Origin of the sequence: Sphingobacterium sp. UBA1498 (genome assembly GCF_002325125.1) — a bacterium.
In the GTDB taxonomy this organism is placed as follows: domain Bacteria; phylum Bacteroidota; class Bacteroidia; order Sphingobacteriales; family Sphingobacteriaceae; genus Sphingobacterium.
Genome location: NZ_DCRG01000026.1, coordinates 211,978 through 229,294 on the forward strand (window position 1 = coordinate 211,978; position 17,317 = coordinate 229,294).

The 17,317-nt window shown below is 38.8% G+C and carries 16 protein-coding genes; 8 read left to right on the forward strand and 8 right to left on the reverse strand.

All coding sequences use genetic code 11. The features are described from left to right. Nucleotides 1-21: 21 nt before the first annotated feature. Complete coding sequence (locus B3139_RS16020; protein WP_209579207.1) at nt 22-1,074, reverse strand: porin; 1,053 nt, start codon at nt 1,072-1,074, stop codon at nt 22-24. Nucleotides 1,075-1,363: 289 nt separating this feature from the next. Between B3139_RS16020 and B3139_RS16025 the strand changes: the two genes are divergently transcribed. Then, nucleotides 1,364-2,668, forward strand: coding sequence for an ammonium transporter (locus B3139_RS16025; RefSeq protein WP_209579208.1), 1,305 nt, complete (start codon nt 1,364-1,366; stop codon nt 2,666-2,668). 147 nt (nt 2,669-2,815) lie between these two features. After that, complete coding sequence (locus tag B3139_RS16030) at nt 2,816-3,118, forward strand: hypothetical protein (protein WP_293884583.1); 303 nt, start codon at nt 2,816-2,818, stop codon at nt 3,116-3,118. Here B3139_RS16030 and B3139_RS16035 read toward each other — a convergent pair whose 3' ends face one another. Then, entirely contained in the window at nt 3,119-3,649 is a 531-nt protein-coding gene (locus tag B3139_RS16035) for a lipocalin family protein (protein WP_293884584.1), read from the reverse strand. Nucleotides 3,650-3,757: 108 nt separating this feature from the next. Between B3139_RS16035 and B3139_RS16040 the strand changes: the two genes are divergently transcribed. The 3 genes from B3139_RS16040 (at nt 3,758) to B3139_RS16050 (ending at nt 7,248) form a co-directional block, all read left to right on the forward strand. Next, on the forward strand, nt 3,758-4,219 hold the full coding sequence (locus B3139_RS16040) for a DUF4268 domain-containing protein (protein WP_293884585.1): 462 nt from the start codon (nt 3,758-3,760) through the stop codon (nt 4,217-4,219). Between the two features lie 122 nt (nt 4,220-4,341). After that, nucleotides 4,342-5,136, forward strand: coding sequence for a S1/P1 nuclease (locus B3139_RS16045; RefSeq protein WP_293884586.1), 795 nt, complete (start codon nt 4,342-4,344; stop codon nt 5,134-5,136). Nucleotides 5,137-5,457: 321 nt separating this feature from the next. Then, a complete protein-coding gene (locus B3139_RS16050) occupies nt 5,458-7,248 on the forward strand; it encodes an ABC transporter ATP-binding protein (RefSeq protein WP_293884587.1) in 1,791 nt (596 codons plus the stop codon). 9 nt (nt 7,249-7,257) lie between these two features. Here the strand turns inward: B3139_RS16050 and B3139_RS16055 are convergent, their stop codons facing one another. Continuing rightward, entirely contained in the window at nt 7,258-8,196 is a 939-nt protein-coding gene (locus B3139_RS16055; RefSeq protein ID WP_293884588.1) for a multidrug resistance efflux transporter family protein, read from the reverse strand. A 161-nt stretch (nt 8,197-8,357) separates the two neighbouring features. Between B3139_RS16055 and fabV the strand changes: the two genes are divergently transcribed. Next, on the forward strand, nt 8,358-9,560 hold the full coding sequence (fabV, locus tag B3139_RS16060) for an enoyl-ACP reductase FabV (protein WP_293884589.1): 1,203 nt from the start codon (nt 8,358-8,360) through the stop codon (nt 9,558-9,560). Nucleotides 9,561-9,665: 105 nt separating this feature from the next. Here the strand turns inward: fabV and B3139_RS16065 are convergent, their stop codons facing one another. Continuing rightward, nucleotides 9,666-10,850 carry an MFS transporter gene (locus B3139_RS16065; protein WP_293884590.1) on the reverse strand — a complete coding sequence of 395 codons (1,185 nt, stop codon included), beginning with the start codon at nt 10,848-10,850 and terminating at the stop codon, nt 9,666-9,668. Between the two features lie 52 nt (nt 10,851-10,902). Then, nucleotides 10,903-11,154, reverse strand: coding sequence for a hypothetical protein (locus tag B3139_RS16070; protein ID WP_209579217.1), 252 nt, complete (start codon nt 11,152-11,154; stop codon nt 10,903-10,905). A gap of 178 nt (nt 11,155-11,332) precedes the next feature. Here B3139_RS16070 and B3139_RS16075 point away from each other — a divergent pair, with 178 nt between their 5' ends. Both B3139_RS16075 and B3139_RS16080 read left to right on the forward strand, forming a co-directional pair. Next, nucleotides 11,333-11,743 carry an OsmC family protein gene (locus B3139_RS16075; RefSeq protein WP_209579218.1) on the forward strand — a complete coding sequence of 137 codons (411 nt, stop codon included), beginning with the start codon at nt 11,333-11,335 and terminating at the stop codon, nt 11,741-11,743. 113 nt (nt 11,744-11,856) lie between these two features. Then, nucleotides 11,857-12,294 (forward strand): FKBP-type peptidyl-prolyl cis-trans isomerase, encoded by a 438-nt coding sequence (locus B3139_RS16080; RefSeq protein WP_293884591.1) that lies wholly within the window; start codon nt 11,857-11,859, stop codon nt 12,292-12,294. A 47-nt stretch (nt 12,295-12,341) separates the two neighbouring features. On the opposite strand, the gene B3139_RS16085 is transcribed toward B3139_RS16080, so the two are convergent. The 3 genes from B3139_RS16085 to gyrA are packed head-to-tail and all read right to left on the reverse strand — an operon-like array spanning nt 12,342 to nt 17,210. After that, nucleotides 12,342-13,514, reverse strand: coding sequence for a tetratricopeptide repeat protein (locus B3139_RS16085; protein WP_293884592.1), 1,173 nt, complete (start codon nt 13,512-13,514; stop codon nt 12,342-12,344). Between the two features lie 2 nt (nt 13,515-13,516). Then, nucleotides 13,517-14,617, reverse strand: coding sequence for a tetratricopeptide repeat protein (locus tag B3139_RS16090; RefSeq protein WP_293884593.1), 1,101 nt, complete (start codon nt 14,615-14,617; stop codon nt 13,517-13,519). Between the two features lie 7 nt (nt 14,618-14,624). Next, entirely contained in the window at nt 14,625-17,210 is a 2,586-nt protein-coding gene (gyrA, locus tag B3139_RS16095) for a DNA gyrase subunit A (protein WP_209579221.1), read from the reverse strand. Nucleotides 17,211-17,317 lie beyond the last annotated feature (107 nt).

Sequence of the window (17,317 nt, forward strand, 5' to 3'; positions counted from 1 at the left end):
ATTTGTTGATGAATATTCCTTCTAGAAACTATAGACGCAGGCTAATAGAAATTGTCCTGCAGATTTCGTTGGACTTAAATCATTTTTGATGAATCTCTCTGTACTTCCTTTGTCAATTCTAATCTCCGGGATAAATTTGAAGCCGTGATAACTATATTCTGCTGTTAATGTTGTCGCTAGAATATTAGCACTTGGGATACCATTTTCCTCTTCCTTATGTGTTTGGAAAAATTCTTCACGTAATCCTAATCCAAAATTTTCCGAAAAGTGAACTCTTGGATAGAGAGCAACGCCCGAATATCCGCCACCATCTCTCTTTTTATAATTGGTTGCATTTAAACCAAGGAAAAATTTGGGTGTGAAATCATAGTTAGCAACCAGGTCAACCAATGTTCCTGAACTATAATTTGCTTTTCCACCTGCTGAGGATCCGGTGAGAAAGTTAAGATAAAAGCTACTTTTATCATTGGGTGTATAAGCTAGCTGGGAGCCTACGTGCGACACACCGTTCATATCTTGGTAGACGTTCCAGTCGTTAAATATTCCGACCATTAGCGCCACCTTGTCGGAGAAACTATACGTTGCTTTCAGTCCCGCATCTTGAAAAGGTCCTGCACCAAAGAGATAAGATGTCGAATAATGAAAATTGTATGTGGGAGATATCACTTCAAAGCCTACAAATGTTCCCATAAAACCTGCAGTGAGATTAAGTTTATCAGTGAGGTCGTAGCCTACATAGAGATTTTGTATGTGAAAGCTATTTTTATCATCGCCAGCTTGACCGTCCCCATTCATGATAGAGCGATATTGACCGCGAGGTCCAAAAGATAACTCGCCTACAAATGAAGCTTTTTTAAACTTCTTTTTAACAGCTAAATCCACCATTCCGATCGAAACGGAATTGTTGTCTTCTGTAAAATAGGTATTAATATTTGGTTTGTTTTGGAAGTCATATTTCCAATAGGTGTCAACGGATCCGGATATTTCGATTCCCTTTTCTTTGTTTTCTTCTTGTGATATCGCTGTATTTATAAGAAATACAGATAAAATTGCTGTTGTAAGAAGTTTTTTCATGTTTTTGGAGGTTTAAGTTTGATTTGTTTGGTGTTTTTGCCGAGTTGTTTTTATAATTTCTCTTTTTTTTATGGTTATAAATTGATTTTTATAGATTAATAATGGTTTTTGTGTTTGTTATTGTGAAATTATGTAAAAAAAATCACAAAAAATAAATTATCATGGTATTTTTTTAATAAAAAGACTTTATATTTGATAAAAATCTAAATGATTATAGGTTTTTGTTTTGTTTTTGTATTTTTTCAACAATTTTATTAAAGTATTAATAAACACTAATCAGTTTAAACACATGAAAAAAATTATTCCACTTATTGTTCTAGTTCTTTTAGGAGTATTAGGACTTGTATTTCCTTCAATTGACTTGTCTGATTTAAATAAGGCAGAATTTGATACAGGGGATACAGCCTGGTTGTTAACTTCTTCTGCATTGGTGTTGATTATGACACCAGGACTTGCATTTTTTTATGGTGGTATGGTTAGCAAAAAGAATGTGATATCAACCATGATGCAAAGTTTTATCTGCATGTGCCTGATGACAATTCTTTGGGTCATCGTTGGTTTTAGCTTAGCTTTCGGTGACGATATCGGTGGCATTGTGGGCGATCCACGTACATTTTTTATGATGAAAGGTACATTGGGAAATGTTGCATGGGGAGCGCTACCAACCATACCTTTGGTTTTATTCGCTATGTTCCAGCTGAAATTTGCGATTATCACGCCAGCGCTAATCACTGGTGCTTTTGCAGAACGTATTCGCTTCAATTCATTTATGCTATTTATTATTCTATTTAGCATTTTTATCTATATGCCATTGGCACACGCAACTTGGCACCCTGAAGGAATTTTAGCCAAATTTGGCGTTCTTGATTTCGCTGGCGGTACTGTTGTGCATATGTCGGCAGGCTGGGCGGCATTAGCGGCCGCGATCTACTTAAAAGGGCGCAAAATACAAGTTCATAATCCTGCACGTATCAGCTATGTGATATTGGGTACTGCTTTATTGTGGTTCGGCTGGTTTGGATTTAATGCGGGTTCTGCCGGAGGCGCAAATTCCTTAGCAGCTTATGCTTTTGCGACAACAACTACAGCCTCGGCTATGGCAGCTATGGCGTGGATATTTGTTGATATTATCCGCGGAAAGAAACCTTCAGCAATGGGTGCATGTATCGGTGCTGTGGTTGGACTGGTAGCGATCACTCCTGCAGCCGGCTTTGTCAGTATCCCACACGCAATGATAATTGGCCTGGTTGGCGCGTTGGTCAGCAACCTTGTCGTTTATCTAAGAAGTAAAACAAGTATTGATGATACATTGGATGTATTCCCTTGTCACGGAGTAGGTGGTATGGTGGGTATGGTGCTTACAGGTGTATTTGCACATCATAACATCAACCCTGTGGTGGTAGACAACGGGCTGTTTTTTGGTGAAACCAAATTATTCTTTGTCCATATGATCGCATTATTTGCCGTGTCCTTTTTTGCTTTCGTCGGCTCATTGGTTTTATTAAAAATTACTGACCTTATTGCCCCACTTCGTGTCGAAGAAACGGACGAAGAGCTTGGTTTGGATGTGACGCAGCACGCCGAAGCTTTGTAATTTAGATAAAGTAAACTGTTTATATGTTATCCCAAACAATCTTCTACTTAGCAGCTGTATTGTTTGGGATATTTTTTGCACCTTTGCCAAGGTTACATAGCGGCTCAGATTAAGTATATCAAGCAAAAATTTTCTAAAAGTGAATGTATGAACACGGAGACCAAAGCAACATTGCGTTCTGATTTTGAAAAAATGATGCGTTATTGCATACAGACAAACGGAGATTTCGGATTCAATCTTTTTGGTGACTATGCGGTATCAGCGTTAAATTTCTACGTTGGGAGTTCTATTCTGACAATAAGTGAAAAGCATGAAGCAGCGTTGTTTTTGGCTAACCTTTACAATGCAGGAATCAGAAATGTAATAAGTCACAAAGACCTTGAAGAAATTGCAGACGTGATTGCACAGGACGCAACGTTAAATTACCAGTTGCTCGCTCCGATTTTTTAATTAATGTTTTGTCCATACAAGATCACCTGTCTTATAGCCACATTGAAGAGCATAGGTTAGAAACTCATTTCTAATTTTATCTGGAATATCGGTATCTCTGCCTAAAATCCACATATAATCGAGATTATCGCCGAAGATCAGGGCATACTTGTAATCCGGTGTTATTTTGACAATGTTATAGCCACTGTAAAATGGGCCAAAGAACGATACCTTAAGTGCTCCTTCATTCGGGCTGTTGACAAATTTGGCTTTTCCAATAGATTGTTTCCATCGTTCTTTCTCTTCGGAATATCCCTGGTTATTTACGCGGATCGTACCATTTTTATTCTTACTATATTCGGCGGAAACCTGACTTAAGCCAGTTTCCCAACGAAAGTCGAGCCGGGCTATTTCATACCACTTTCCAAGATATTTATCCAAATCGAATGGATCGACAACATCGGGCCGCGAAATGACCGGTTTAAGGGCATTGTATGCGGCTGTTCCTAGTGCTACCGTGGCCAAAAGCAAGAGTGATTTTTTCTTATCCATATTCATTTTTTTCGAAATTATTTGTTAGTAAAACAACAATTTTAATACCAATAAGGTTTAGAGAAGCCGGGCTATTTTATTAATTTTGTTGACTTAAAAATTGTATTGGTGTATTCAAGGGAAGAGATAAAACAATTAAAACATTCGTTCTGGACGAAGTTTGGTCAATTTATGGCATTACATTTATCTGCGGATGGAGAAAAAGCAAATTGGATTAACTACAAAACAGGTGTTAAGCATTTGTATTTTAAAATGGATGCAGATAAAAATGAAGCGAAAATCGCGATACAGTGGTCGCAGCCGGATGCTGGTATCAGGGCATTGATGGCTGAGCAGTTTCTTCAGTTTAGAGCTTTACTGCATGATCTGCTCGGAGAAGAGTGGATTTGGGAGATGGATGGAAGAGATGAATATGGAAAGCCAATTTGTCAGATTTATACCACTATGCAAGGGCATAGTGTTTTTAGAGAAGCGGATTGGGCCGAACTTATTTCGTTTTTTAAGCCCCGAATGATTGCGCTGGATGAATTTTGGTCGTCCGCAAAATATGCGTTCGACTTATTTAAATAAATTTAATTTAACTATACAAAGATGGGGTTGATACCCATTCAAATCAACAGTTTAAAAACCGGCTAAATTGCGCTGGAAGTTGATTTGAGGGGAAAAACAGCATCATTTAAAACAACTATTCAATGAGAAAAATAATTAAGGGTTTGCTCGTGTTGACTTTGTGCTTTCAGCTTTCATCGGTATTTGCATGGGGAACGATCGGACATCGTGTGGTCGCTGAAATTGCAGAACGTCATTTGACTAAAAAAGCGAAAAAGAATATCGGAAAAATTATTGGTAAGCAAAAGCTTGCTTATTGGGCAAATTGGGGTGACTTCATTAAGTCGGATCCTAATCCCGAATTTAAAAAATTAGGCAATTCACATTTTATCAATTTAAATTCCAATTTACCTTGGGCAGAGTTCCAGTTGGGGCTTGAAAATTCTGCCGATGAAAATTTGTATAAGACCGCTATCCGCATCGAACAGTCTTTCGCTGATAAGACTATCGCTATGGAACAGCAGAAGCAAAATCTTTATTTTTTGATCCATATCTTAGGGGATGCGCATCAACCCATGCATGTAAGCCGTGCTGAAGACCAAGGGGGAAATAAGATTGAAGTAAGCTGGTTCGGAAAAAAATCAAATATCCACCGTGTATGGGACAGTGATTTAGTGGATAACGAAAAATATAGCTATACGGAGTACGCAACAGTGCTCGATGTGAATAGTAAAGAGCGAAACCTACAATTGGCGGCTGGAGAACTTTCAAATTGGCTCTATGAATCCAATCAATTAGCGGAAAAAATATATGCTGATGTAGCAAATAATGCCAATTTATCCTATTCGTATGTTTATCAAAATAAAGATGTGATGGAACAATGTATGTTGAAAGGTGGCTTACGCCTGGCTAAAGTTTTAAATCGGATCTTTGGTTAAGATATCGCTTATAAGTTTTATAGAGAAAGGCTGTAGAATAAACGAAAATTACCAGTAGAAATCAGAATTGGATTCGGGCGACAGCTTTAACGTATTAATTCCAAAAAAAGGAGACCAAAATCAGTTAGAATTTGGTCTTTTTTTATGTAAGCTGCATAAAACTTCAAAAATTATTTGTTGTCAAGTTGATGAGACAGACTTTTAATACAGCTTCTTTTTTCTTGGTATATACTATCTTTTGAAGCCCTAAAAAGGTTTTTATGTTTAGGTTTAAACAATGCCCAAAGATCATTTGTTTTCTTCGTAATAAATCAAAGTTCGATGACTATTTCCCAATTGCTTAAAAAAATTGTTCCATTTGCCAAACCTTACAGGCGATTGATCTTTTACACCTTACTTTTGACTGTCGTGGGATCTTTTGCCGCACAGATCAATGCTTTTATCTTGCGCTATACAGTCGATCGAATTAACGATTTGATGGTCGCCAAAGAGCCTTTGTCTAAGGGTATGTATATCGTTGGAATAATCAGTATCATTTTGCTGGTTAAAGAGATCATCTACGCGATCGTTCAGTTTGGCCAGAAATTTTATGGTGAGAAACTTCGTATCTATATCGCAAGGGATTTTTCTCAATCTATTGTCAATCGTATCTTGACGTATAAATTAGCCTTTTACACGTCCTCAGACAACGAAAGCGGCAAATTGGCCACTCGCATAGACGCTGGGATCAGTTCATTAACGCGGTTAGTACAGAATTTTTTTATTGATATTTTACCGTTATTTGCAAATGCGATTATTGCACTTATCTGTATGTTTTACGCGAACGTATATGTAGGTTTGGTTGGGGTTGCTGTCATTCCCTTATACCTGTACATTGGGCAAACCCAAGCATCAAAACTGACCGGATTTAGACGGCAAATGCGGAAATATCGTGAATCCAAAAATAATCGAATTATTAGTTTGATCGATTCCATATTAGTGATCAAATCATTCGTTCGGGAACCGGAAGAGGCCAAGCGGCATGAGACGATCCAATACGTGATGACTGAAAATCAAATGGCAACTCGGAAAACTAGTTTTCTATATGATAGCATTAAGAATTTCGTCGAACAGATTGCCGTTGTTATTATTATTGTTTTAACATCCTATCTAGTGCTTTCGGGGCAGATCACTATTGGGGCAATCATGTTTCATATTATGTTGTTTAACAACGTTTCTGCGCCAATACGTCAGCTTCATCGCATTTATGACGAGGTCAATGATGCATTGATCTATTCGGAGTCTTTTTTTGAAATCCTAGAGTCCGATGAGCAGATCGAATCTAGAGGTGAATATAGACCTGAGCAGATCAGAGGGCATTTGGAACTTAGGAATGTATTTTTTGAGTACCCAAACGGTACTGTCGCTTTGAAAGATGTAAGTTTCGATATCAGACCGAATGAAATTACAGCTTTGGTCGGTCTAAGTGGAGCCGGGAAGAGTACGATCATCAATTTATTGGATAAATTTTACGAACCTGCTGAAGGCCAAATTTTTTTGGATGGAGTGGATTTGGCGAAATATGATACCGCATTTCTTCGTCAACAAATTGGAATGGTGTTGCAAAAAAATCACATTTTTAAGGGAACGATTTTGGAGAATATTGAATATGGAAAAATTGGGAGTTCAAAAGATGAGATTATGGAAGCCGCTAAGAAAGCCTATATTCATCAACAGATCATGGAGCTTCCAAAAGGTTATGATTCAGATGCGCAATCTTTATCCGGTGGTCAACAGCAACGGATAGCCATCGCACGGCTGTTCCTAAAAAATCCGCCGATTATCTTTTTGGACGAGCCAACGGCGAATTTAGATGCTATCGCTACCGAGCAGATTAAGAATAGTCTGGATGCCATAAAAAAGGATCGTACAGTAATCATTGTTTCTCATAGTATCTCTCAGATCATTGATTCCAACGCGATTGTTGTAATGGAAAAAGGTCGCGTCGCCGAAAAGGGCAAACACGAGGATCTTTATGCGCGTAAAGGCACATATCACGCTATTTTTTCTGCCATGGCCAATAGTTTGAATCTGAGTAAAATAAGTAAGACATTGCAGGGTGGCGGAAGATAAAGATTATGGTCAGGCCGATCGGCTATGTAAGATCATTCCCATCACCACCATGACAATCCCAATGGAGGAATAGCCATTTGGAAGTGCAGCATGTAAAATAAGGATTTCACCAATTAAAGTAAAAATAACTTCCATCGCCTGGGTGGCTTCTACGGCAGCAAGTGCCTTATGGTCGTGATGCACAAGATCGGTCGCTGTAAAAAATAAAAGTGTCGCTATCACGCCCGAACATAGCGCAACTAGGAAGGTTTGCAAAAGCTGACTATCTGTTGGTAATCCATTTTCTGAATAGCCAAATAGACTAAGCACGATCCAAAAAGGCATACTACAGATTGTCATGCCTAACGTGCGCTGAAAAGCATCTAGTCTATTCCCTGATATTTTCATCATTTTACGGTTGCCTAAAGGGTAGGCGATGGCACCAACCAATACTGGAATTGTCCCCAACAGCATGGTATTTAGCGAAGTGGATTGAGCCTCCGCAATTTGCATGAGAAGGATGCCGATAAAAATAATAATAGAAAACAGGAGGGAAGCTTTTGATATTCCTTTTCGATACCCCCTCTTCTCGATTAAAGGACCAATGAACATACCGGCAATGATGGTAAACTCGAAGGTACTCGCCACGAGCCAAGAGGGGCCGTAATTGGCTCCAAAGGTTAGCGTTGCATAGAACAAACCGAAACCAATCGTACTCCACAGCAGCCATTGTACTACATTTGATCCTATTTCTTTCAATAAACTACGGAGATTTCCCCGGATAGCGACGATAACGAATAATATGGGTAACATCCAAATAAAACGTAAAGAGGCCGTCCATTGCCAACTTCCGCCGGAGACGGCCATAATGCGATTGAGAACAAAAGTACTGGCAAAGAAAAGCGCCGCTAAAGTCCCTAGAAGGATAGCATTATTTTTATTCTTTTTTAGTGTAAATTGGAAAAGCATAATTAAAGTGAATAGGATGTATACTTCAATTTGTGAAAGTAAGCAAATGCCTCTTTAATTGAAAATGAAACAAAAAGTAATTGATTTTTATCACGATTTTCTCATTTAAAATTCCTTATTTTGCCTAATCAATAAAACAAGTAGTAAGAAAATTAATCAAGATGATTATACAACCAAGAACTAGAGGTTTTATTTGTTTAACCTCGCATCCACAAGGGGCTGCGCAAAACATTAAAAATCAAATTGAATACGTAAAATCCAAAGGTGAAATCGCGAATGGACCAAAAAAAGTGTTGGTAATCGGAGCTTCAACTGGATTTGGTATTGCATCTCGGATTTCGGCAGCATTTGGTTCTGGAGCTGCTACAATCGGTGTGTTTTTCGAAAAACCTGCAGCCGAAGGCAAACCTGGTACTGCCGGATGGTACAATTCTGCAGCTTTTGAGAAAGAGGCGCATGATGCGGGATTATATGCCAAAAGCATTAATGGGGATGCTTTTTCTGATGAAGTGAAAAAGCAAACTATCGAACTTATTAAAAAAGATTTTGGACAGGTTGATTTAGTGGTTTACAGTTTGGCTTCACCACGCCGTACTCACCCCAAGACTGGTGTCGCACATGCTTCTGTTTTGAAACCAATACAAGAGCCTTTTACCAATAAGACTGTAGATTTTCACACAGGTGTAATTTCAGATATTACCATTCAGCCTGTCGAAAATCAAGAAGATATTGCTAATACAGTAGCAGTAATGGGAGGAGAGGACTGGAAATTCTGGATTGAAGATCTTAAAGCTGCTGGCGTATTGGCTGAGGGCGCGAAAACCGTCGCCTACTCTTATATAGGACCTGAACTTACTTATCCAATTTACCGTAATGGTACTATTGGTCGTGCCAAAGACGATTTAGAAGGAACAGTGCCTGCAATAAATGCTATTTTGAGCGATATTCATGGTGTTTCTTATGTATCGGTTAACAAGGCCTTGGTCACGCAATCAAGTTCGGCTATTCCCGTTGTTCCTTTGTATATTTCTCTTTTGTATAAAGTGATGAAAGAAAAAGGTATCCACGAAGGCACAATTGAGCAAATGCAACGTTTATTCGCTGAGCGACTATATACTGCTGACGGAAAAGTTTCCCTCGATGAAAAAGGCCGTATCCGTGTTGACGATTTGGAGATGCGTCCGGATGTTCAGGCAGAAGTTGCAGCATTATGGGAAAAAGCAACCACTGAAAATTTAGCAGAAATTTCAGATATTGAAGGCTATCGCAATGAGTTTTTCAATTTGTTCGGATTCAATTTCGACGGTATCGATTACAACGCAGATACAAATGAAGTTGTTGGAGTGCCGAGCATTGAAAGCTAAAATACACGAATTAGCATAAAAAAAGAGCGGCTGATAGGTGAAAATTCAGCCGCTCTTTTATGAAATATATCTTCTGTAAATCGCTTTTATGAACTCATGCTGTCGCTAAGCAAGTGCTTTTCTTTTCGTATAAATAAGGTTTCCAACCACCGCAAAACCAATAGCAACCATAATTGAACTAAAGGGATAGATAGCGCCCATCCCCATATTGTTTGCCACAAAACCGATCAGAGGCCCCGTGATTCCCAAAGAAATATCAATAAATAGACCATAGGCTGCTAAAGCCGAGCCCTGTTGGCTTTGGTCGACTCTTTTAATCGCTTCAACACCAAGCGCAGGAAAGACTAGTGAAAAACCAAGACCGGTCAATGCTGCCCCCAATAAGGTCCAAATAGGGTTAATAACTGTAGCAATCAGTAATAATCCTAATGATTCAACAAAAAGACTCAGCAGTGCAACTTTTAAACCACCATATTGATCAATAACCTTATTGAATACAAGTCTGGTCAAGATGAAGAAAATTCCAAATACCGTTAAACAGGACGCTCCGTTTTGCCAGTCAAAATGCTCATAATAGAGTGTCATGAAAGTCGAAATGCTTCCGAAGCCAAGTCCACCCAAAGCAAGACAGATTCCAAACGGAGCTACTAAAAGTAATACCCGTTTGAAGCTGACCTTTTCAGTCCTTTTTCGAACAACCCGGTAAGGCGTTTTTGAGCGGCAGTATACATAGCCTAGTATACCAACAACAATTGTTAGCACACCTAAAGCTTCGTAACTGATATGATTTACCATGAGGACACCTAAGGGAGCGCCAATAGCCAATGCGCCATAGCTCGCTATGCCGTTGAACGAGATCGCTTTAGCTGCATGCTCATCGCCAAGTTCCATAAGAGCCCAATTTATGGGGCTGGCACCGACCATACCCTCAGCAATTCCAGTCAGTAATCTGGTGATTACCAAAAGTCCTAAACTGATAAAGGGCTGTGATTTAAATAGGAAAACAAGTAGAAGCAGGACACCAGACATGGCAAAAAATAGCATACTGCGCAAAACAGAAACTTTTGGGCCCTTTGTGTCAACTATTTTTCCGGCATAACCGCGAAGTAAAAAAGTAGCAATGTATTGAATGCTAATGACCAATCCGGCGACAATTGTATTAAATCCCAAAGTCTGGTGAATAAAAATGGGTAGGGTAGCAAGTGATAGGCCGATAGTGAAATAACCGAGGAAGGTTAAAGAAACATAGCCTAAAATCTTTTGATTGACCTCCCGAAGAGAAACTGTCATCTTAAAAATTTTAGGCAAAAATACGTCTTTAAGCTTATTTTTTGAAATTAAATCAATAAACAACTGTCTCTTTAATATCACAATTCTTTTCGAGCCATTGTTGATCAAATTGTTTTGGGGAAACTCTTTTACCCTGGTAGATGTAATAAATTTTTTCGACCTCGCCCTTTACTGGGGGGCCAGGGATTTTGTTTACTATTTTTTCTTCGGGGCAGTCTTGTATTAAAACCTGCTGCTCAAGTTGACGAGTTCTGCATGAGAAGAGCATAGATACAACGATAAAAAGAAAGGATAGTTTATTCATGAGTTTAGTTTTTAATAAGATAGTTAACGTATCAATTGCTGGGAGTGCGACACGAATTTGTGAAATGGAATACAACTTTTTGAACAGCCATTTGTTCTATAAAAGTACCTGAAGTGCTAGAACAGCCGACAGGGAAATTTATGTTATAAAATTAGTTTAAATAGTTATCGTAGAAAACATGAAAAGAAAAGCAACAGCCCAATGGAATGGCAATCTTAAAGAAGGAAAAGGTAGCCTGACTACCGATAGTACAGTATTAGATCACACCCAGTATTCATATTCAACGCGGTTTGAAAATGGTGTTGGAACAAATCCTGAAGAGTTATTGGCTGCAGCGCATGCAGGATGTTTTACCATGCAATTGAGCGCCTATCTTTCTGAAGAAGGTTTTGTTCCTGATGAGTTGACAACTGTATCAACAATTGTGATGGAAAATGGCTCCATTGTACGGTCTGAACTGGAGTTGAAAGCGAAAGTTCCTTCAATAGACGAATCTAATTTTCAGACAATAGCGCAGAAGGCTAAAGAGAACTGCCCCGTAAGTAGGGCATTTACGTTTGAAAAAACGTTAAATGCAGAGTTGTTGTAACCGATTTTCTACAATGAACAAAAACGTATTCTTTCTTCGTAAAAAGAACAAAAAGATGTTATTTTGGTCGGATAAAGAATAGGTAATAATATTGAATTTTAATCAATCAAATTTTGGTTCAGAAAAAGAAAAACAAGGTAAATTCCACGGAACTGGCAGAAAGAAATAGTGAGGCGGGAAAGATATTTTTGGAAATGCATGCACATCAAGATGGTGTCGTTGTATGCGCTTCGGGCTTGCACTATAGGGTATTGACAAAAGGAGGCGGGCAGATACCAAAAAAGTCCGCAAAGGTTATATGTCATTACAAGGGTGAACTCTTAGACGGAACTGTATTCGATAGTTCCTATAAGCGGAAGCGGCCAGAAACGTTCTACATCAATGAACTGATCGTGGGATGGCAAGAAGCAATTTCAAAGATGCCTGTCGGGTCTATTTGGGAGGTGTGCCTTCCACCAAATTTGGCTTACAGAAAAGAGGAGTTGGTTCCTGGAAAAGGAGGGCAATGTACTTTATTATTTCAGATTGAGTTAATTGCCATTTTAGCTTAGCGCAAATGAACTTCATAAAAAAAGNNCTTTTTTTATGAAGTTCATTTTTATTCTACTTCTTTGATTTTAGCATTGATTTCGGCAGTTTTAGCCTCATCCTGCATAAAAATATAATAGTTCTTCAAATTGATTAATGCATCTACATTTTTAGGCTGCAAAGAAACTGCTTTTTCTAAATAAGGAAGCACTGGCTTTAATTCGGTTTTAATCTTATTTAATTCAGCATCATACTGTGCCTGTGTTAACTTTCTATTATTATTAACAACATTTAATTTTTCACGCGTTTTGTTCATCAGTGTGATGGCCAAATTCGTATTTGCCTCAAAAAAGTTTGGATCGATTTCCAATGCTTTCTTATATGCTGCAACTGCCGCCTCATCATTCTTTGCAGAAGATTGAGCGATACCTAGGTAATAATTTAAGCTTTTATTGTTAGGATCTTTCGCTAACTGCGCTGTAATAGCATCAATTGTTTCCTTTTCATGACCTGTAATTAAATTCAGCTCAATATTCTGAGTCATTGCTGCGTTGTCGTCAGGATAAGCTTCAGCTGCTTTTTTTGCATATTCCAGTGCAGATGTTGTATCCTGCATCGATAGATACAACTTAGGTAAGTCTACCATAATTGTTTTATGCGAAGAGAAATCTTTTCTTGGAATCAATTCTTTGTAGCGTTCAATTGCATTTTTATAATCTTTGTTAGATAATGCCGCAACCCCACTGTAATAGGTCACTAACGTATCGCCAGGAAGATAGGTCAATGCTTTTGTAAAAGAGCTATACGAATCAGCATATTTTTGAGCTTGATATTCTTCTGCACCTAAATTGAAGTTATATTGCCCTAAGATTTGTTCTGCAACCGAAATATTCGCTTTATTGGCACCATCTGTATCCAGTTGTTTTGCTTTAGCAATTCCATCTTCAGCCAATTTTGCCAATTCAGAAGATTTATCAATTGTCGATAGATTAGCATTTACTAACGCATATACTGTCCATGCCTCGGCGTTATCTTTAGTTTTTTCGTTGATTACAGCAGCATCAATAGCTTCCTTTGCAGTTTTCAGGTTGGGCAAACCCAACTGTACCGTGCCAGCATCTTTCAATTCCTGAAATTTTGCCAGGCCAGTTTTCGCCTTTTTTATATTACCGGTTTGCGCAAAGGAAACTGAGGTACATACAGTACCCATTGCGGCTAATAATAATAGAGATTTTAAATTCATATCTATTTAACTGTTAATTGATTCAATAATAAATTCACCCTGTCTAATTGCGATGCATCGTCAATGAGCGTATAATATTTAGCCAAGGCTTTGAGCGCATTAACATCATAAGGTTTTATTTCATTTGCTTTCAACAGGTATTCAATAGTTAATTCCTGTATATCCTGATTCGTAGGTTCCTTTAATAAAGTTTCCAGATTGATCAGCCCCAAGGCAAGATTAGACTCGTAATTATTCGGATCCAATCGCAATACGTTATTATAATATTCCTTCGCCTTTTTGATATCATTGGCATTTTCGTAGGAATAGCCGGCGATATAGTTCAATTCCACATTTTCTGGCTCCAAACGGATAGCGTCAGCGATAACATTGAGTATTGCATCATAAGAATGATTAGCCGAGTAGACATCAATCAACCTAAAAAGTATCTGTTTATTTTCAGGAAATGCAACATGTCCTTTTTCAAGAACGTTTAAAACATCCTGTTTAGTACCTCCAAGAGAATAAATATGTGCCAATTCAAGAAAGTAATTGGGCTTAGGTTGTTCACTCTTAATAAGTTCATTATAATACTTGATCGAGTTCATATAATCTTTATTCTTACCCGAGAGTACGGCGAGATTATATTTAAGATCATTATTTTTGAATCCAAGAGAATCTATTCGAAGATATGCTTTATAAGCTTTATCAAATTTACCATCCCTTAAAGAAATGCCCGCTTGATAGGAGATGGCCCCAGCGAGATTTTGACGAATATAGTCCATTTCAGCAGGAAAATTTCGGCGTGCTTTTTTTTGATCCAGAAGCTTAAGTGATTTGATGGATATATCAATAGGATCCATCTTATATTGCTGCTTCCTTGTTGAGTCTGCAACAGCCAAGGAACTATACACCAGTGCTCTTAAGAGATTATTGTTAACAGAAGCAGAATCTTTCCTTGACTGAAAAGCCGCGTCTGCAAATTTCCGTGCGTTTTCAAGATTTTTGAACTCGCCGGTTTTGGTATATAAAGCAAAACTGTTGCTGCCCTCTTTCAAATTGGATTGGGCAACAACAGTTAAACTACTTGCAGATATTAAAAATGATATCAGTAAGTTTTTCATTAGTCAATTATTCTTCGTTTGATTCCGTGCTTTCTTCGGAGTTTGATTCCTTGTTCTCTTCCGAAGTTGAATCGTCGTTATCGGTTAACTCTTCAGTCAAGCCAGACTCTTCTAGTTCTTCTTCACGATCGACTTTAGTAATAGAGGCGATCTCATCGTTATCTTTTAAATTAATGAGCCTTACACCCTGCGTGGCTCGACCCATCACCCTTAATCCTTCAACTGCGATACGGATAACGATGCCAGATTTATTGATAATCATCAAATCTTCAGCGTCTGTTACGCCTTTTATGGCAACGAGCTCGCCTGTTTTATCAGTGACATTGATGGTTTTTACACCTTTACCACCACGATTGGTCACCCGATAATCTTCGATGTCTGTACGTTTTCCATATCCTTTTTCTGAAACCACTAATACAGTTGTTTCAGAATCATTCACACTAATCATGCCAATCACTTCATCACTTTCAGTTGATAATGTGATACCACGTACTCCAGTCGCAGTTCTTCCCATTGGTCGGACGGTAGACTCGTTAAAACGAATGGCTCGACCAGAACGAAGCGCCATAACGATTTCGCTACTTCCAGTAGTTAAACAAGCTTCAATCAACTGGTCTCCTTCATTGATGTTAATTGCGTTTATACCATTCGCTCTTGGACGGGAATAAGCTTCTAACGATGTCTTTTTGATGGTACCTTTCTTAGTACACATAATGATGAAATTGTTTTCCAGATAATCTTGGTCTTTCAAATTCTTCACTAAAATAAACGCCTTTATTTTCTCCTCTTTTGGAACGTTGATAATATTTTGCAGTGCACGACCTCTCGAGGTGCGGCTTCCCTCCGGAATTTCAAAAGCTCTCAACCAGAAACAACGCCCAGCTTCGGTGAATAGGAGCATATAATTATGTGCAGATGCTGTAATGATGTGCTCCGTAAAATCTTCCTCACGTGTATTCGTACCGATAGATCCACGACCGCCGCGGCCCTGACGCTTGTATTCGGATAGTGGAGTACGTTTGACGTAACTATTGTGAGAGATTGTAATCACGATTTCTTCATCATCGATAAAATCTTCCATACGCATATCTTCAGCAGAGTGTACAATCTGTGATCTACGTTCGTCTCCATATTTTTCTTTGATCTCAATCAACTCATCTTTGATAATCTTCATCCGAAGATCTTCGTCTTCTAAAATTGATTTTAAATAGTCGATTGTTTTCATCAATTCAGCATATTCTTCTTTGATCTTATCCCGTTCCAGTCCAGTAAGACGACGTAAAGTCATATCAAGAATTGCACGGGCCTGAAGATCAGAAAGGCCAAATTTCTCCATTAATCCAACACGAGCATCTTCAGGTGTTTCGGAGTTACGGATTAATTTGATTACCTCGTCTAAATGATCCAACGCAATCAAATATCCCTCTAAGATATGCGCGCGTTTTTCCGCTTCAGCCAATTCATAGCGTGTACGTCTGACGATGACATCATGCCTATGTTCCACAAATTCATGAATCATATCTTTCAGATTCATGAGGACAGGTCTTCCTTTAACTAAAGCGATGTTATTAACTGAGAAAGAGGTTTGTAGAGCAGTGTATTTAAACAGGTTGTTTAAAACAACGTTCGCGTTTGCATCACGTTTGATATCGTATACAATGCGCATACCTGTCCGATCAGATTCATCCCGGATGGCTGATATACCTTCTAATTTCTTTTCGTTCACTAATTCGGCCGTACGCTCGATCATGTTGGCCTTGTTCACTTGATAGGGAATTTCGGTTACGATAATCTGTTCCCGCCCAGATTTAGTTGCTTCTATCTCTGCTTTCGCCCGCATGACAATCCGGCCGCGTCCTGTATTACAGGCATCTTGAACACCTGCATAACCATAGATAAGTGCACCCGTAGGGAAGTCAGGGCCTTTGATATGTTGCATCAGTTCGGCTATCTCGATATCGCGGTTCTCAATGAACGCTACCGTACCATCAATAACCTCGGTAAGGTTATGCGGCGCCATATTCGTAGCCATACCGACTGCAATACCAGATGCCCCATTGACAAGAAGATTGGGAATACGAGTAGGGAGTACGGTCGGCTCTTGTAAAGAGTCATCAAAGTTATTTTGAAAATCAACAGTATCTTTGTTGATATCGGATAGCATTTCTTCAGCAATTTTCTTTAATCTTGCTTCGGTATAACGCATGGCCGCAGGAGGATCACCGTCAATAGAACCGTAGTTACCTTGGCCGTCTACCAACGGATAGCGTAAACTCCAATCTTGAGCCATACGAACCATGGTGTCATAAACGGATGAATCACCATGCGGGTGATACTTACCTAATACGTCACCAACGATACGGGCAGACTTTTTATAAGGCTTGCCACTGGTAACCCCTAAGTCCAGCATTCCATAAAGAACACGTCTGTGTACTGGTTTCATGCCATCACGTGCATCAGGAAGCGCTCTTGATACAATGACAGACATGGAATAGTCAATGTAAGCAGACTTCATCTGATCCTCGATGTTAATTGGGATAATCCGGTCGTTTGCCGGAACAAGATTGTTGTCGTTTTCTGTTTCTTCAGCCATATGAATTTGGTTTCAATAAAACTAGTAAGCAAGCCCAATAAACTGGCTTGCTACGCATGCGAAGTTACAAAAATTTAACCTCAAAAGCGAAAGATTGAAGCGCTAAT

Bases quoted from the DNA above. Each gene is read 5' to 3' on its own strand.
- B3139_RS16020 (WP_209579207.1), bottom strand. From the start codon at position 1,074: ATGAAAAAACTTCTTACAACAGCAATTTTATCTGTATTTCTTATAAAT.
- B3139_RS16025 (WP_209579208.1), top strand. From the start codon at position 1,364: ATGAAAAAAATTATTCCACTTATTGTTCTAGTTCTTTTAGGAGTATTA.
- B3139_RS16030 (WP_293884583.1), top strand. From the start codon at position 2,816: ATGAACACGGAGACCAAAGCAACATTGCGTTCTGATTTTGAAAAAATG.
- B3139_RS16035 (WP_293884584.1), bottom strand. From the start codon at position 3,649: ATGGATAAGAAAAAATCACTCTTGCTTTTGGCCACGGTAGCACTAGGA.
- B3139_RS16045 (WP_293884586.1), top strand. From the start codon at position 4,342: ATGAGAAAAATAATTAAGGGTTTGCTCGTGTTGACTTTGTGCTTTCAG.
- B3139_RS16050 (WP_293884587.1), top strand. From the start codon at position 5,458: ATGACTATTTCCCAATTGCTTAAAAAAATTGTTCCATTTGCCAAACCT.
- B3139_RS16055 (WP_293884588.1), bottom strand. From the start codon at position 8,196: ATGCTTTTCCAATTTACACTAAAAAAGAATAAAAATAATGCTATCCTT.
- fabV (WP_293884589.1), top strand. From the start codon at position 8,358: ATGATTATACAACCAAGAACTAGAGGTTTTATTTGTTTAACCTCGCAT.
- B3139_RS16065 (WP_293884590.1), bottom strand. From the start codon at position 10,850: ATGACAGTTTCTCTTCGGGAGGTCAATCAAAAGATTTTAGGCTATGTT.
- B3139_RS16070 (WP_209579217.1), bottom strand. From the start codon at position 11,154: ATGAATAAACTATCCTTTCTTTTTATCGTTGTATCTATGCTCTTCTCA.
- B3139_RS16075 (WP_209579218.1), top strand. From the start codon at position 11,333: ATGAAAAGAAAAGCAACAGCCCAATGGAATGGCAATCTTAAAGAAGGA.
- B3139_RS16085 (WP_293884592.1), bottom strand. From the start codon at position 13,514: ATGAATTTAAAATCTCTATTATTATTAGCCGCAATGGGTACTGTATGT.
- B3139_RS16090 (WP_293884593.1), bottom strand. From the start codon at position 14,617: ATGAAAAACTTACTGATATCATTTTTAATATCTGCAAGTAGTTTAACT.
- gyrA (WP_209579221.1), bottom strand. From the start codon at position 17,210: ATGGCTGAAGAAACAGAAAACGACAACAATCTTGTTCCGGCAAACGAC.